Raw genomic sequence first — 15442 nt, 5'->3', positions numbered from 1 at the left:
TGCCACGAGGGCTGCACATCCATCGTGGCACTCTGATCGGGTGGGCCGTCATCGGCCCGTTGCCCGGGAGTACCGCATGCTGCGCAGCCGTCCCTTCCTGATGTTCACCGGCCAGGCCGAGGCCGCCCTGGCCCTGTATGCCGAAGCCTTCGCCGATTTCCGCCTGCTGGCCCTGCAGCGCCACCCGGAGGGGCCCGGCGCCGGCGTCCCCGGGCAGGTGCGCCAGGCCATCTTCCTGCTCGGCGGCACCCACTACCTGTGCTTCGACAGCCTCGACGTGCACGGTTTCACCTTCACGCCATCGATCTCGCTGTTCGTCGAGTGTTCCGGTGCCGAACAGTTCGAGCGTGCGGCGCGCGTGCTGGGCGATGGCGGCCATTGGCTGATGCCGGTCGGCGATTATGACTTCAGCAACCGCTACGGCTGGGTGCAGGACCGCTTCGGCGTGTCGTGGCAGCTCAGCCTCGGGCAGATGCCGGACCCGTGAGAACACGGCCTGCATGCGCGGCGTGGCTCCATCGCAGCCGCAAAACGAGAACGGCCCGCTTGCGCGGGCCGTTCTCGTTACCGATCAAGCGCAGGCTTACGCCTCGACTTCATCATCCTTGTAGGCGTCGACCGGGATGCAGGCACACATCACGTTCTTGTCGCCGTACACGTTGTCGACGCGGGCCACCGGCGGCCAGTACTTGGCCTGCTTCAGGCTGGCCAGCGGGAACGCGGCCAGTTCGCGCGGATAGGCGTGGGTCCATTCGCTGGCGGTCACCGCGGTCGCGGTATGCGGCGCGTTCTTCAGCGGGTTGTCCTCACGGTCCAGGCGGCCGTCTTCGATCGCGCCGATTTCCTCGCGGATCTGGATCATCGCGTTGATGAAGCGATCCAGCTCGTGCAGCGATTCGCTCTCGGTCGGCTCGACCATCAGCGTGCCGGCCACCGGGAAGCTCAGCGTAGGCGCGTGGAAGCCGAAGTCGATCAGGCGCTTGGCCACGTCCTCGGCGCCAATGCCGCTGGTCTTCTCCAGCGGGCGCACGTCGAGGATGCACTCATGTGCCACCAGGCCGTTGCGGCCGGTGTACAGGGTCTTGAAGTGCGGGGCCAGGCGCTTGGCGATGTAGTTGGCGTTGAGCTGCGCGACCTGGGTGGCCTTGCGCAGGCCTTCGCGGCCCATCATCGCAATGTACATCCAGCTGATCGGCAGGATCGAGGCGCTGCCGAAGCTGGCCGCGCTGACCATGCCGACCGGGCCGTTGTCGCCCAGCTTGCCCGGCAGGAACGGCGCCAGGTGCTCCTTCACCGCGCACGGGCCGACGCCCGGGCCACCACCGCCGTGCGGGATGCAGAAGGTCTTGTGCAGGTTCAGGTGCGAAACGTCCGAACCCCACTTGCCCGGCTTGGCCACGCCGACCAGGGCGTTCATGTTGGCACCGTCGGTGTACACCTGGCCGCCGTGCTTGTGGATGATCTCGCAGATCTCGACCACCTCTTCCTCGAACACGCCATGCGTGGAGGGGTAGGTCATCATGATCGCGGCCAGGCGGTCGCTGTACTTCTCGGCGTTGAGGCGGATGTCCTCGACGTCGACGTTGCCGTTGGCATCGGTCTTGGTCACCACCACCTTCATGCCGCACATCTGCGCCGAGGCCGGGTTGGTGCCGTGCGCCGAATCCGGGATCAGGCAGATGTCGCGATGGCCCTCGCCGCGTGAGCGGTGGTAGGCGCGGATCGCCAGCAGGCCGGCGTACTCACCCTGCGCGCCGGAGTTCGGCTGCAGGCTGACCGCATCGTAGCCGGTGCACTCCACCAGCATCGCTTCCAGCGTGTCGATCAGTTCCTTGTAGCCCAGCGCCTGGTCGGCCGGTACCAGCGGGTGGATCTGCGAGAACTCCGGCCAGGTCACCGGGATCATCTCGGCGGTGGCGTTGAGCTTCATGGTGCACGAGCCCAGCGGGATCATCGTGCGGTCCATCGCCAGGTCCTTGTCGGCCAGCGAACGCAGGTAGCGCAGCAGTTCGTGCTCGCTGTGGTGGGTGTTGAACACCGGGTGGGTCAGGAATGCGGACTGGCGCAGCAGGCCAGCCGGCAGCGCGTCGGCGGTGCCGGCATCCAGCGCGTCGACGTCGGCCTGGGCGCCGAACACGGCAGCCAGGGCAACCACGTCGGCGCGGGTGGCGGTCTCGTCCAGGCTGATGCCGACCGAATCGCTGTCGATCGCACGCAGGTTGTAGCCGGCGGCGCGGGCCTTGGCGTGGATCTCATCGGCATGCACGCCGGTGACATGCAGGGTGTCGAAGAAATCGCCACCAACCTGCACGCCGGCCGTGCGCAGCGCCGCGGCCAGGATCGAAGCCAGGCGGTGGGTGCGGCGGGCGATGCGGGTCAGGCCTTCCGGGCCGTGGTAGACGGCATACATCGAGGCCATCACCGCCAGCAGCACCTGTGCGGTGCAGATGTTGGAGGTGGCCTTCTCGCGGCGGATGTGCTGCTCGCGGGTCTGCAGGGTCAGGCGGTAGGCCGGGTTGCCCTGTGCGTCGACCGACACGCCGATCAGGCGGCCCGGCATCGAACGCTTGTAGGCATCACGGCAGGCCATGAACGCCGCATGCGGGCCGCCGAAACCGAACGGCACGCCGAAGCGCTGGCTGTTGCCGACCACGATGTCCGCACCCCATTCGCCCGGGGCCGCCAGCAGGGTCAGTGCCAGCAGGTCGGTGGCCACCGCCACCAGGCTGCCGCGCGCGTGCACGGCATCAACCAGCGCCTTGTAATCGCCGACCTGGCCGAAGGTGTCCGGGTACTGCAGCAGCAGGCCGAAGGCTTCCGCTTCCAGCGCCTCGGCCGGGGTGCCGACACGCAGCACGATGCCCATCGGTTCCGCGCGGGTACGCAGCAGTTCCAGGGTCTGCGGGTGCACCGCATCGTGCACGAAGAAGGTGTCCGACTTCGACTTGGCCGAACGCTTGGCCAGGGTCATCGCTTCAGCAGCGGCGGTGGCTTCGTCCAGCAGCGAGGCGTTGGCGATTTCCATGCCGGTGAGGTCGGCGCACAGGGTCTGGAAGTTGATCAGCGCTTCCATGCGGCCCTGCGAGATCTCCGCCTGGTACGGCGTATAGGCGGTGTACCAGGCCGGGTTTTCCAGGATGTTGCGCAGGATCACGTTCGGCGTGTGGGTACCGTAGTAGCCCTGGCCGATGAAGCTGCGCAGCACGGTGTTCTTGTCGGCGATCGCACGGATCTTCGCCAGTGCCTGCACTTCGGTCATCGACTCCGGCAGTGCCAGCGGCGCCGGCGACTTGATCTTGGCCGGCACGATGGCATCGGTCATCGCATCCAGCGACGCGTGGCCGACGACGTCGAGCATCTGCGCGATCTCGGCATCGTTGGGGCCGATGTGGCGCTCGACGAACGCAGTGTGGTGCTCGAGCTCACGCAGGGAAGGGGTGTTCTGGGACATGGCGAAGGATCCGTCAGGAAAGGGCACACGCACGGGCACAAGCCGCCGGTTGGCGGTCTGCGGGGCGCCCCTCTGTCCTTTTGCCTGAGAGTTTGGAAGTGCGGCTGGCCGCAGCTTCGTGCCCCTTCGGCGCCGGATCGAACCGGTCTCTCCAGAGTTGTGTTACGGGTGGTATCGGGCCTGAGCGATTACGGGCGTTGCGCCTTCGGCAGCGGTGTTCCGCTTCTCCCACCGTGTTGCCCGCCGATTATAGCCCGTTGCGGGCGCGCGGGCCGCCTCCAGGCACGGCTCGCGTGCCTGAATGGCCGATGGCCCGGGCATGCGTTTTGTGCAGCGCTGCATGGCGCCGGGCGCAATCCCCACCTATGATGGGCGGATACCCGAATTCATCTGGCGCCGTCCCTGCTGCAGGGGACCGGCGCCCGCCGTGCGTGTGACGCATGGCCCTGCCGGACGCCTCTTCCATGACCGCCGCTGTTGCTGCTTCCACCCGCCGCATGGCCCTGCTGCTTGCCGGCCTCGCCATGTTCGGCCCGTTCTCGATCGACACCATCTTCCCGGCGTTCCCGCAGCTGGCCCAGCGCCTGGCGGTGGACGAGGTGGCGGTGCAGCAGACCATCAGCGTGTACCTGCTGTTCTACGGCCTGATGAGCCTGGCGCATGGCCCGCTGTCCGATGCCTGGGGCCGCAAGCGGGTGATCCTGGGCGGGCTGGTGGTCTTCGTCGGCGCCTCGGTCGGTTGCGCGCTGTCCACCGACCTGGGCACGTTGCTGGCCTTCCGCGCGCTGCAGGGCCTGTCGGCGGGCGTCGGCATGATTGTCGGCCGCGCGGTGATCCGCGACCTGTACCACGGCCATGACGCGCAGCGGCTGATGAGCCAGGTGTCGATGCTGTTCGGCATCGCCCCGGCCATCGCCCCGATCATCGGCGGCTGGATCCTGCTCAGCGGCGCCGGCTGGCCGCTGATCTTCTGGTTCCTGGTGGTGTTCGCACTGGTGCTGCTGGCGGCCACCGCGCGCTACCTGCCGGAAACCCATCCTGTCGAAGCCCGGGTAGCGCTGTCGCCGCGGACGCTGCTGCGCGATTACGTGCGCATCGGCTTCAACCCGCGCTTCCTGCGCCTGGCGCTGGCCGGCAGCATCGGCTTCGGCGGCATCTTCCTGTACATCTCCTCGGCGCCGGTATTCGTGATGCAGCACCTGCACCTGGGTGAAGGCGGATTCGCCTGGCTGTTCATCCCGACCATCGGTGGCATGACCACCGGCTCGTTCCTGTCCGGGCGCATGGCCGGGCACACCACGCCGACCCGCCAGGTCGCCATCGGCTTCGGCTTCTGCGCGCTGTCGGTGCTGCTGAACGTTGGTTACGTGGCCCTGGCCCCGCAGTTCGTGCTGCCGTGGGCGGTGCTGCCGATCTTCCTGGGCGGCATGGGCATGGCATTGATCTTCCCGATCCTGGCGCTGGCGGTGCTGGACATGTATCCGCACCAGCGCGGCCTGGCCTCGTCGCTGCAGGCCTTCGTGCAGCTGATGATCAGCACCGTGGTGGCCGGCGTGGTGTCGCCGCTGCTCAGCGCCAGCCCGCTGCACCTGGCGCTGGGCCAGGCGGCGTTCTTCGTCGCCGGTTTCGTGTTCTGGTACTGGGAACACCAGCGTGAACGCGCGGCGCAGGCAGCCTGCACGGGCCATTGAGCAGCGCGCAGGGGTAGGGCGGGGCGCGATGCCCGCAGCCCTTGCGACGGGCGGGTACCGGACTAGGCTGGACACTCCAGCCAGCCGGTGCGTGGATGCACGACAGCCAGCCGATCCGATGTCGTTGCATGAGGTTCCCCCATGGCTGCGCAGCAGACCTACCGCCTGTTCGAGGTGGCGCTGAAGGAGCGCCGCGTTCTTTCCCCTTCCCTGGACCGCATGGTGTTCACCGGTGCCGACGTGGCGCGGATGAAGACCGAAGGCCCGGACCAGCGGATCAAGGTGTTCTTCCCGCTTCCCGGCCAGGACGTGCCGCAGGTCCCCAGCGGCGAAGACTGGTACCCCCGCTACCGGGCCCTGCCCGATGACCAGCGGCCACCGATGCGGACCTATACGATTCGCCAGCTGCGGGCCGAGCAGGGCGAGGTGGACGTCGATTTCGTCATCCATGGCGAAGCCGGTCCCGCCTCGCGCTGGGCCATGCACGCCCGCCCCGGCGACCGCGTAGTGCTGCTGGCGCCGGACGCCGACTGTGCCGAGAGCAGCCTGGGCTGGGAGTGGAAGCCACCGGCCGGTGTCGGCCAGGTACTGCTGGTGGCCGATGAAACCGCATTGCCTGCGGTGGCCGGCATCCTCGAGGAGCTGTCAGCCATGGTCGACCCTCCGCGCACGCTGGCCCTGCTCGAAGTCGCCCAGGCCGGCGACGCGGTGCCCCTGAAGGCGCCTTCCAGCGCCGAGCTGGTCTGGCTGCCGCGCGGGCAGGCGGCCTACGGACAGCCGTTGCTGCAGGCGGTGCAGGCGCGATTGGCAGCGGCCTCGGGCGTGGCTGCCGGGGATGCGCTGGAGGAGATCGACGTTGATACGCAGATCCTGTGGGAGCAGGCCGATGCCGGCGTGATCGGGCCGCTGTACGCCTGGGTGGCCGGCGAGGCCGGCGCGGTGATGGCGATCCGCCGCCATCTGGTCCGCGACTGCGGCCTGGACCGCCGCGCGATCACCTTCATGGGCTACTGGCGGGACGGCAAAGTGCTGGACTGACCGCGCGGGTGCGGGCGCGCGTGAAACGGCGCCGCGGCTGGGGTGCGCTATCCTTGCGCCCCCCTCGCTGCGGTACCGCACCATGTCCACCAGCTCCAAGACCCGCCGCGACCAGCGCCGTCGCCAGGAAAAGCAGGCCGCCAACAAGGCCGCTGCCCAGGCCTCGCCGGTGGAACCGCATGCCGAACTGCGCGACGCACAGCGCACCCTGCTGGCCGGTGTCGTGCGCCGCGATGGCGAGTGGGTGCTGGGCATGGATGGCCGCATTGCCGGCCACAGCGACAGCGCCGCACAGGTGCTGGCGCTGATCATGCAGGCCGGTGAACTGCACGAGCGCAACGGCACGCCGGTCCGGCTGATGTATTCCGATGCGCTGCGTGATGCCGCGCAGGCCGAAGCGAAGGAGAAGGGCCAGACCTTCGAGGAGTTCAAGGCCGAGCTGGCCGCCGCGATGGCGGCGAAGAAGGACAGCTGACGCTCATTGCGGTAGCGCCGGCCGCTGGCCGGTTGCCCGTTGGATCTTGATCGCGCAGGTTGCCGGCCAGCGGCCGGCGCTACCAGATGAAAGGGGCGGATCCTCGCGGACCCGCCCCTTCTTTCATTTCGCCGCCGGGGCCGCGTTGGCCTGCCAGCCGCACATCTGGCCTTCGTTCTGCTGCTTCAGCCATTCGTTGACCGGCGTGAAGTACTCGATCATCGGGCCGGCATCGAGCTTGTCGGTGCCGGTCAGCTCCTTCAGCGTGGCCTGCCACGGCTGGCTGGCACCCTTGCTCAGCATCGCCCAGTACTTCTGGCCGGCTTCCTTGTTGCCGTAGAAGGTGCACTCATGCAGCGGGCCCTTGTAGCCGGCGGCATCGCACAGGCCCTTGTAGAACTGGAACTGCAGGATGCGGGCCAGGAAGTAGCGGGTGTACGGGGTGTTGCCCGGCACGTGGTACTTCGCGCCCGGATCGAAGAATTCCTCGCCGCGGCTGCTGGCCGGGGCCACGCCCTGGTACTTGGCCTTCAGGTCCCACCATGCCTTGTTGTAGTTGTCGGCGGTGATCGAACCATCGAACACGCCCCAGCGCCAGCGGTCGATCATCAGGCCGAACGGCAGGAACGACACGCCCGACAGCGCCATGCGCATCTGGTTGTTGATGACTGCCTCGCGGCTTTCGGTCGGTGCGTCGACCAGGCCGATCGAGCTGAGGTACTTGGGCGTCATCGCCAGCACGATGGTGTCGCCGATCGCCTCATGGAAGCCATCGTTGGCGCCTCCCTGGAACAGCGGCGGCAGCGGGTTGTAGGCCAGGTCGTAATAGATGTGGCCCAGCTCGTGGTAGATGGTGGTGAAGTTCTCTTCGTTCGGCTTGATGCACATCTTGGTGCGCACGTCGCCTTCCATGTTCATGTCCCAGGCGCTGGCGTGGCAGACCACGTCGCGGTCATCGGGCTTGATGAACTGGGTCTTCTCCCAGTACGACTGCGGCAGCGACGGCATCCCCAGCGAGACGTAGAAGTCCTGCGCGCGCTCGGTCATCTGCCTGGCGGTGCGCAGTTCGGCTTCACGCTGCGCCTTGTACTGCGCGGCCACGTTGGCGTCCTTGCCGGCCTTGGCCAGCGCCGCGCTCAGGTTGGTCTGGTACTGCTTCTCCAGCGCGGCGGTGATGTCCAGGCTGCCGGCGCCCGGATACGGCTCCAGCTGGTCCCACAGGTTCGACCAGTCCTGCTGCCACATGTTGCCCAGCAGGTGCGCGGCGATCAGGCCGTTGCCCACTTCGGCCTTGTCCTTGCCGTAGGTCTTGTCCAGCTTGCCGCGTGCGTAGCAGTGCAGCTGCTCGTACATCGGCTTGACCTGCTCCCACAGGCGGTCGGTCTCCGGGCCGATCTGTTCCGGCGGCATGTCGTAGCCGCTGCGCCACATCTGCCCGGCATCGGTGAAGCCCATGCCCTTGGCACCTTCGTTCACCAGGCCGACGAACTTCTGGTAGTCGCCTCGCATGTTCCTGGTGGTGCTGTGCCAGCCCTGCCAGGCATCGAGCTGCTTGTCGTAGTCACGGCTGCGTGCCAGCACCTGCTCCAGCTCGCCCAGCTGGCGGCAGGAGTTCGGATCGTTGGCGTCGGTGCAGTACTTGCCGGCACCGTAGCTGCCTTCCATGCGGGTGGCGATCTGGGTCAGCTCGGCCAGCTTGGCCGGGTCACGCGGCGCCGGCATCGACGACATCAGCTTCAGCAGGTGGATCGCGCGCTTGCTGTCCTCGCTCATCGGCTTGCCGTCGAACCTGGCGGCCTGTTCGATCCAGCTGTTGAGCTGGGTCAGCGAGCGCTCGTTGGCCTTGGCTGCGATCCGTTCGGAATCACTGTTGATGTAGGTGGAAGACAGCCACTGCGCCGAGGTCATCTCCGGGTAGGCGGCCTTGAATTCGGCATTGATGCGGGCCACGAACTGGTCGGCGGTTTCGCCGGCCGCGGCGCTGCTGCTGGCGGCCTCGGTGCCTGGGGCTGCTTCCTTCTTGCAGGCAACCAGGGCCAGCGTGGCGGCGGCGATTGCCGAGGCCAGCAGGAGATGACGGTGTTTCACGGGCGGTCCTTGGGTGGTGAACGACGGCCGAAGGCTAGTGGGCGGTCGCCGTCACCGCAAGTGGCGGAAGTCGGTCGGGTTCGGCAGGGCTGCGCCCTGCACCTGCCGAAGCCTTCAGGCAACGGCAACGTCAGGAGCGGGTATTCCGGGGATGGCGGGGCGGTGTCGGAGCATCAGAATGGGGTCAGATCCGTTTTCCTTCGGAAAACGGATCTGACCCCAAGGTCGCAGGAAACCAGCTTCTGCTGTTGCTGTTGCTGTCGAGGCTGCCGGCCAGCGGCCGGCACTACCGCGGGTGCAGGGCTGCAAGCCCTGCCGAACCTTCCCCTCAACTCTCGCAGTTGGCGAACACGTCGCGGTCGCGCTCGTACAGCGAGGTCTTCACCTGCATCAGGCCCAGCACCGACGGGAACAGGTTGTCGTGGTCGGTATAGGCCGCCGAGCGCTTGCGCACGCACTGCAGGTCCAGCCCGCGGCTGCTGGCGAAGCCCTGCGAGAACCACATCGTCATCGGCACCCGGGTCTGTTCGGCCGGAGCGATCGCGTAGGGCACGCCGTGCAGGAACAGTCCCTTCTCGCCCAGCGATTCGCCGTGGTCGGACAGGTAGATCATCGCGGTGTCGTAGTCCTGCATGCCCTTCAGCGTGCCGATGGTCTTGCTCAGGAAGTGATCGGTGTACAGCACGGCATTGTCGTAGCTGTTGGTGATCTCTTCGCGCGAGCAGCGGCCGATGTCACGGGTATCGCAGGTCGGGGTGAAACGGCGGAACGCGGGCGGATAGCGCTCGAAGTAGGCCGGGCCGTGGTTGCCCAGCTGGTGCAGCACCACCACGCGGTCGCCGGGCTTGGCACGCACCTGGGTGGCCAGGTCCTGCAGCAGGATCTCATCCATGCAGCGGCCATCGGCACACAGTCCCGGCGTGGTCGCATCGGACAACGACTGGAACTCCAGGTCCTCGCACACGCCCTTGCAGCCGGACTGGTTGTCGCGCCACAGCGGTGCGATGCCTGCGCGGTTCAGTACATGCAGCAGCGACTGGTGCGCGCGGATCTTCTTCTCGTCATAGTCGTGACGGCCCCACGGCGAGAACAGGCACGGCAGCGAAACCTCGGTACTGGTGCCGCAGGAATGCATGTCCGGGAAGTTGACCACGCTGGCCTGGGCCAGTTCCGGCGTGGTATTGCGGCCACCGTTGAGGCCCCAGTTCTGCGCGCGCACGGTCTCGCCCATGACGATCACCAGAAGGCGCGGCTTGCTGGTGGGCGCGCGCGGCGTCGCCTTGGCGTCGGTGCCGATCGGCAGCTTCGGCGCGCGCTGCACCGGATTGTCGCCCCGCAGTGCACGCGGCAGGCCCAGCAGCACGTTGGCCGGGGTGGCGAGGTAGCGCACTTCGCGCTGGTTGCGCATCAGCGCCGAGACATCCTGGAACGAGATCAGCGCGCCGCCGACCGCGGTCACCGCCGCCACCAGCAGGAAGCCGAGGCGCCACAGCAGGCTGCGGCCCCAGCTGCGGCGGCGCAGCTGCACCCGCCACAGCACGATCATCGGCAGAACCGCCAGCAGCAGCACCGGCCACAGCAGCGACACGGTCATCAGCTCGCGGCTTTCCTTGGGATCGGTCGCCAGCACATTGCGCAGCATGTCCGCATCCAGGTAGATGTGGTAGCGGCTCATGTAGTGCGCGGCGAACGCGGTCACCAGCAGCAACAGGCTGATCACCACCTTGGCGTTCCAGCGCCAGACCAGGATGCCGAGCAGCACGCCATGCGCGCCCAGCAACAGCAGCAGCAGCGAGAGCGCATAGCGCAGGCTGCCCGGATGGCTGGCCATTGCGCTGTGCCAGAACAGCCCGTTGCCGGCCACCGCGAAGAACAGGCTGGTCAGCGCGATCAGTGCTTCGGTGGACAGCTGCGGCCGCCAGCGGCGAAGGCTCGCCAGGGCAGGAAGGCGGGCGGGGCGTTGGACCGATGCACTCATGCGTTTGCCTCCTGGCGGTTGGGACGGTCCAGCTGACGGCGGATCAGGACATACAGGCCGAGCGAAAGCAGCCAACAGATCAATGCCGTGGCGACGTCATGCGAAAGGAAATGTGCGCCCCGCAGCTGCTGGCTGATGCCGAACACGAGGCCGGCGCCGAGGCCGATCCACAGCCCGGCCCAGCGCCAGGACGGGCGCCACAGCAGTGCGAAGAAGTATAGGCAGAGCCAGGCGTAGCCGGCGCTGGCGTGGCCGGCCGGGAAGCAGGCCTGTGCGGCCATGCCGGCCGGGCGCAGGGTGAACAGCCCGATGAAGGGCTCGTGGCCACCGTAGCGCAGCAGGTCCCAGGGGCATTCCATCGGCACCAGCGACTTCAGCAGCGAAATCACACCAGTACCCAGCGCCATGGCAATCACCACATAGAGCAGCGCCCAGCGCAGGGTGCGGTCACGCCCGCGGCGCCAGTGGTGGAAGCACAACAGGATCGCCACCAGCGCTGCGGCCGTGCTCAGCCACTTGCCGACCTTGTGCACCAGGGTGCGGGTGACCCAGGCGTCCTGCAACGCCCAGTGGCCGCCCTCAAGGCGGAACAGGTGGTCGGCTACCCATTGGTCGCCGCCGAAACCCATCAGCAGCGTAAACACGGGCAGTCCGATTGCGACAGGCAGCCAGAGGTGAGTTACGGCAAATCTTGACGCCAGTGGCGATGTAGCAAGCGGTGCTACCGAATCAATGGGTTGGACGGGCATGCTGGGAAGGGGCGGTTCGGGAATCCGCGGTCATGCTCGTCACCTGGATGTCGGAGAAGGGTCGGACGCTCGTTCGTGCCGGGTTAATGTTTGCCCAGCACGTGTCAACGTTCAGTCTTCTTCAGCGGTCGAACCTGTCCGCTCGGCGTGGCATTCCGGGTCCCATGCGGTGCCGGGCAGCAGTTGCCAACGGTTGCGGTTGGCAACGCCGATGTCGATCACCTTGGCCGGGTCCACGCACGGGCTCATCGCATCGTCCAGCACCAGCAGCCAGCGCTTGTCCGGCGCCTCGGCCAGCCACGGGCCGGCGTCATGCCATTGCTCGGCCCAGGGCCGCTTGAAGCCGAACTCGCGCACCGGCCGGTCGGCCTGCAGCAGGTTCTGCTCACGCCAGGCGACCAGGGCCAGTTCGGCATCGGGGCCGATCCGCGCGCCGACCCGGCGCATCAGCGCCGAGGCCGAGGCATAGGGATCCAGTGCCGGAATCAGCACCAGGCCGTACAGCATCCACAGCATGCCGTGGGTCAGCAGCACCAATGTTGCGGCGCGGCGTACCCGCAGCCATACGATCAGCGTGGCCAGGGCGATGGCGAAGGTCAGCAGGCCGTCGCCGAGCACCGGTAGCAGGGTGTCGGGCATGGCCCGGCGTTGCAGCTGCGCCACGGCCCACGGGTGTTCGGTCATCAGCATCACCCCGAGCACGCCGGTGGCCAGCATCAGCACCACGCTGTAGCCGAACAGGTAGCGGCGCACGCACAGCCGGCGCAGCAGCCCCGGCAGCAGCGGGGCGACGGCCAGCGCCATCGCCGGCAGCATCGGCAGCAGGTACACCTCGCGCTTGCCCGGGCTGGCACTGAAGAACACCAGCACCAGCAACGCCCAGCCCAGCAGCAGCCATTGCCGGCGATCGCCCCGGCGCAGGCGGCGCCACCACGGCTTGAACAGCATCGGCAGCAGCAGGCTGCCCGGCAGCCACAGGGTGAGGATCACCTGCAGGTAGTACCAGACCGGCTGCCGATGGTGCCAGGCATTGGCATAGCGGGTGCCGGTCTGCTTGAACAGCAGCTCGTGCGCGTAGGACTGCAGTTCGGCGCTGGGGGTATGCAGCAGCGCCCAGCCCAGCGGCGCCAGCCAGACCGCTACGCCCAGCAGGAAGGCGGGTATCAGCCACAGCAGCGTTGCCGGGTGCGGGCCCTCCACCTGGTGCCCGCGCCGGCGCTGGTACAGCCACCAGCCGAACCAGGGCAGCACCATCAGCAGCGGCAGGAAGCCCACGCCCTTGGTCACCGTGCCGACGCCGGCGGCGAAACCGGCCAGCCACAGTGCGGGCAGGTTGCGGCGTTCGCACAGGTGGCGCAACAGCCCCCACAGGGCCACGGTGGTCATCCCCACCAGCACCATGTCGATCTGCGCGCGCTTGGCCATCAGCCCGAACTGCAGGGTGCAGAACAGCGCGGCCAGGGCGTAGACGGAATGTCGTGGCGACCACAGCCGCCGCGCCAGATCCGACACCAGCCACAGGCTGAGCAGGGCGCCAAGCAGCGACGGCAACAGGAACGACCACTGCCAGCTGCCGACAATCTCGTAGGCGGCTGCCTGCAGCCACATGAACACCGGCGGCTTCTCTGCGTACAGCTCCACGCCCCGGTGCGGCAGCAGCCATTGCCCGCTCTCGACCATGGTCCGGGCGGCAAGCACGAAGCGCGGCTCGTCCGGCGGCTGCGGCTGCCGAAGGCCGATACCGGCGGCCAGCGCAGCAATGATCAGCAGCCACAACAGGGGCAGGTGCCAACGGCGGGGCAGGGCTACGGGCACGGCAGGCTCCGGGAGCAAAACGGCCATTCTGAGGTGGCAGGGGTGGGAAAAGCGTCAGAGGTGGCCAGGGCGACCGCATTCCGACATGGGCAGCGCTACCATGGTACGAACTTCCGTGGATGTTGCGTGCATGCGTCTGTTGGTGATCGAGGACAACCGCCAGCTGGTGGCCAACCTGTTCGACTATTTCGAGTCGCGCGGGCATGTGCTTGACGTGGCTCCGGATGGCATCACCGGACTGCACCTGGCCGGAAGCCACCCCTACGATGCGGTGATCCTGGACTGGATGCTGCCGCGCATGGAAGGCCCGGAGGTGCTGCGCCGGCTGCGTGCCGAACATGCCTCGGAGGTACCGGTGATCATGCTGACCGCGCGCGACGAGTTGCCGGACAAGATCGCCGGCTTCCGCGCCGGTGCCGATGACTACCTGACCAAGCCGTTCGCGCTTCCCGAGCTGGAAGTGCGGCTGGAAGCGCTGCTGCTGCGCGCACAGGGCCGCAACCCGCGCAAGCGCCTGCAGGTCGGCGACCTGGTGCTGGACCTGGCGACCCTGGAGGCGCAGCGCGGCAACCAGGTGCTGCACCTGTACCCGGCCTGCCGCAAGCTGCTGGAAGTGCTGATGCGTGCAAGCCCGGGCGCGGTCACCCGCCAGCAGCTGGAATTCGCGCTGTGGGGTGACGAGCCGCCGGACGGCGACCTGCTGCGCTCGCATGTCTACGAGCTGCGCCGCAGTGTCGATGGCCCGTTCGCCGCGAAACTGATCCACACCCTGCCGCGGGTCGGCTACCGGCTGGCCGTGACCACGGCCGCCGAGGCCGGCAGGGAAGACGATGAAGGCGCGTAAGCCGGGGCCGTTGTACCGGCGGGTGGTGTGGTGGTTGCTGGGCTACCTGGCACTGCTGTCGATCGCGGTGTTCAGCGTCGGCAACTACGTGCACGAGCACGCCGAGCATGCGGCCTGGCGCGCGCTGCTCAATTCCGAACTGGACAGCATCGTCGAGCATACCGAGCACGAGCCGCACTATCGCTGGCAGGACTCGGACACGCTCAGCCTGTTCCGCTTCGACGAAGGCAACATGCCGGACAGCGTGCGTACGCTGCACCCCGGGCTGCATGACGGCATCCCGATCAAGGGGCGGCAGACCGCGGTGATGGTCCGCGATACCGGCTCGATGGGGCGGCTGGCGCTGGCGCTGGACATCTCCGATTTCCATGACCTTGAACAGTTCGCCACGCGCTGGGTGATGCTGGCCGGGGTGATCATGATCTTCGTCACCGTGCTGATGGCCTCGTTCGGCATGGAACGGATGGTGCGCCCGTTGACCTTGCTGGCGCAGCACATCGCCGCGCTGCGGCCGGGCGTGCAGGGCCAGCGCATCGAGGTCGACCCGCGTGGCAGTTCCGAGCTGCATACCATCGCCGACGCGTTGAACGACTACCTGGACCGCAACGAGCAGTTCGTCGAACGCGAACGGGTCTTCATCAGCACGGCCAGCCACGAACTGCGCACGCCGATCGCGGTGATGACCGGTGCCGCCGAACTGGCGCTGGAGCAGCCGGGCCTGCCCGACCGCGCGCGCCAGCAGATGCAGCGGGTGCTGCGCACGGCGCAGAGTGTGGAGCAGCTGATCGAACTGCTGCTGGTGCTGGCCCGTGATCCGGCGCGATTGGCCGCACGTGCCGAGCGCATCGCGCTGGACCAGCTGCTGCCGGAGATCGTGGATGACCACCGCCACCTGCTGGGCGACAAGGACCTGAGCATCGGCGTGCAGGCGGCACCGGTGGACATCGTCGCGCCGCTGGCGGTGGTGCAGGCGGCGATCGGCAACCTGCTGCGCAATGCCATCGAAAACAGTGGGCGTGGCCACATCGAGCTGCGCCTGAGCGCGTCGGCGGTGCTGACCCTGCAGGATCCGGGGCATGGCATGAGCCCGGAAGAAATCGCCGCGATCCATGCGCGCATGGCCCGTGGCGAGCGCGCCGACCGTGGCGGCGGCATCGGCCTGGACCTGATCGCGCGGCTGTGCGAGCACCTGGGCTGGACCCTGCAGCTGGATCCGTGCGAGCCGCGCGGAACACGCGCCACGCTGGACTTTGGTGCCTCGCGTCCAACCTCACGGTAGTGCCGGCCGCCAACCCGGTAGTGCCGGCCGCTGG

The 15442-nt window shown here is 67.9% G+C and carries 11 protein-coding genes and 1 riboswitch; of the genes, 6 read left to right on the top strand and 5 right to left on the bottom strand.

Annotated features, from left to right (window positions below):
* Positions 1 to 76 precede the first annotated feature (76 nt).
* Positions 77 to 487, top strand: coding sequence for a VOC family protein (locus Q0P60_RS05820; RefSeq protein WP_294989572.1), 411 nt, complete (start codon positions 77 to 79; stop codon positions 485 to 487).
* Between the two features lie 96 nt (positions 488 to 583).
* Here Q0P60_RS05820 and gcvP read toward each other — a convergent pair whose 3' ends face one another.
* Complete coding sequence (gene gcvP, locus Q0P60_RS05815) at positions 584 to 3451, bottom strand: aminomethyl-transferring glycine dehydrogenase (RefSeq protein WP_294989569.1); 2868 nt, start codon at positions 3449 to 3451, stop codon at positions 584 to 586.
* Positions 3452 to 3513: 62 nt separating this feature from the next.
* A riboswitch (glycine riboswitch) is annotated at positions 3514 to 3616 on the bottom strand.
* 299 nt (positions 3617 to 3915) lie between these two features.
* Between gcvP and Q0P60_RS05810 the strand changes: the two genes are divergently transcribed.
* From Q0P60_RS05810 to Q0P60_RS05800, 3 genes are all read left to right on the top strand, one after another.
* Complete coding sequence (locus Q0P60_RS05810; protein WP_294989567.1) at positions 3916 to 5142, top strand: multidrug effflux MFS transporter; 1227 nt, start codon at positions 3916 to 3918, stop codon at positions 5140 to 5142.
* Between the two features lie 141 nt (positions 5143 to 5283).
* Complete coding sequence (locus Q0P60_RS05805) at positions 5284 to 6180, top strand: siderophore-interacting protein (protein ID WP_294989564.1); 897 nt, start codon at positions 5284 to 5286, stop codon at positions 6178 to 6180.
* 82 nt (positions 6181 to 6262) lie between these two features.
* Positions 6263 to 6655 carry a hypothetical protein gene (locus Q0P60_RS05800; RefSeq protein WP_069116224.1) on the top strand — a complete coding sequence of 131 codons (393 nt, stop codon included), beginning with the start codon at positions 6263 to 6265 and terminating at the stop codon, positions 6653 to 6655.
* Between the two features lie 123 nt (positions 6656 to 6778).
* Here the strand turns inward: Q0P60_RS05800 and Q0P60_RS05795 are convergent, their stop codons facing one another.
* The 4 genes from Q0P60_RS05795 to Q0P60_RS05780 form a co-directional block, all read right to left on the bottom strand.
* Positions 6779 to 8743, bottom strand: a complete 1965-nt coding sequence (locus tag Q0P60_RS05795) for a M2 family metallopeptidase (protein WP_294989558.1) — start codon at positions 8741 to 8743, stop codon at positions 6779 to 6781.
* Positions 8744 to 9071: 328 nt separating this feature from the next.
* A complete protein-coding gene (locus Q0P60_RS05790; protein ID WP_294989555.1) occupies positions 9072 to 10721 on the bottom strand; it encodes a phosphoethanolamine--lipid A transferase in 1650 nt (549 codons plus the stop codon).
* A complete protein-coding gene (locus Q0P60_RS05785; RefSeq protein ID WP_294989552.1) occupies positions 10718 to 11470 on the bottom strand; it encodes a phosphatase PAP2 family protein in 753 nt (250 codons plus the stop codon). Before Q0P60_RS05785 ends, Q0P60_RS05790 begins: the two co-directional genes overlap by 4 nt.
* Before the next feature lie 111 nt (positions 11471 to 11581).
* Entirely contained in the window at positions 11582 to 13285 is a 1704-nt protein-coding gene (locus tag Q0P60_RS05780; RefSeq protein ID WP_294989550.1) for a glycosyltransferase family 39 protein, read from the bottom strand.
* A gap of 130 nt (positions 13286 to 13415) precedes the next feature.
* Between Q0P60_RS05780 and Q0P60_RS05775 the strand changes: the two genes are divergently transcribed.
* A complete protein-coding gene (locus Q0P60_RS05775; protein WP_294989547.1) occupies positions 13416 to 14129 on the top strand; it encodes a response regulator transcription factor in 714 nt (237 codons plus the stop codon).
* Complete coding sequence (locus Q0P60_RS05770; RefSeq protein ID WP_294989544.1) at positions 14116 to 15408, top strand: HAMP domain-containing sensor histidine kinase; 1293 nt, start codon at positions 14116 to 14118, stop codon at positions 15406 to 15408. The genes Q0P60_RS05775 and Q0P60_RS05770 overlap by 14 nt, the downstream gene beginning before the upstream one ends.
* Positions 15409 to 15442: the final 34 nt, after the last annotated feature.

The sequence above is a fragment of the uncultured Stenotrophomonas sp. genome, from assembly GCF_945952405.1.
Taxonomy (GTDB): Bacteria; Pseudomonadota; Gammaproteobacteria; order Xanthomonadales; family Xanthomonadaceae; genus Stenotrophomonas.
This window is presented reverse-complemented; position numbering and strand designations above follow the sequence as displayed.

Bases quoted from the DNA above. Each gene is read 5' to 3' on its own strand.
- Q0P60_RS05820 (WP_294989572.1), top strand. From the start codon at position 77: ATGCTGCGCAGCCGTCCCTTCCTGATGTTCACCGGCCAGGCCGAGGCC.
- gcvP (WP_294989569.1), bottom strand. From the start codon at position 3,451: ATGTCCCAGAACACCCCTTCCCTGCGTGAGCTCGAGCACCACACTGCG.
- Q0P60_RS05810 (WP_294989567.1), top strand. From the start codon at position 3,916: ATGACCGCCGCTGTTGCTGCTTCCACCCGCCGCATGGCCCTGCTGCTT.
- Q0P60_RS05805 (WP_294989564.1), top strand. From the start codon at position 5,284: ATGGCTGCGCAGCAGACCTACCGCCTGTTCGAGGTGGCGCTGAAGGAG.
- Q0P60_RS05800 (WP_069116224.1), top strand. From the start codon at position 6,263: ATGTCCACCAGCTCCAAGACCCGCCGCGACCAGCGCCGTCGCCAGGAA.
- Q0P60_RS05790 (WP_294989555.1), bottom strand. From the start codon at position 10,721: ATGAGTGCATCGGTCCAACGCCCCGCCCGCCTTCCTGCCCTGGCGAGC.
- Q0P60_RS05785 (WP_294989552.1), bottom strand. From the start codon at position 11,470: ATGCCCGTCCAACCCATTGATTCGGTAGCACCGCTTGCTACATCGCCA.
- Q0P60_RS05775 (WP_294989547.1), top strand. From the start codon at position 13,416: ATGCGTCTGTTGGTGATCGAGGACAACCGCCAGCTGGTGGCCAACCTG.
- Q0P60_RS05770 (WP_294989544.1), top strand. From the start codon at position 14,116: ATGAAGGCGCGTAAGCCGGGGCCGTTGTACCGGCGGGTGGTGTGGTGG.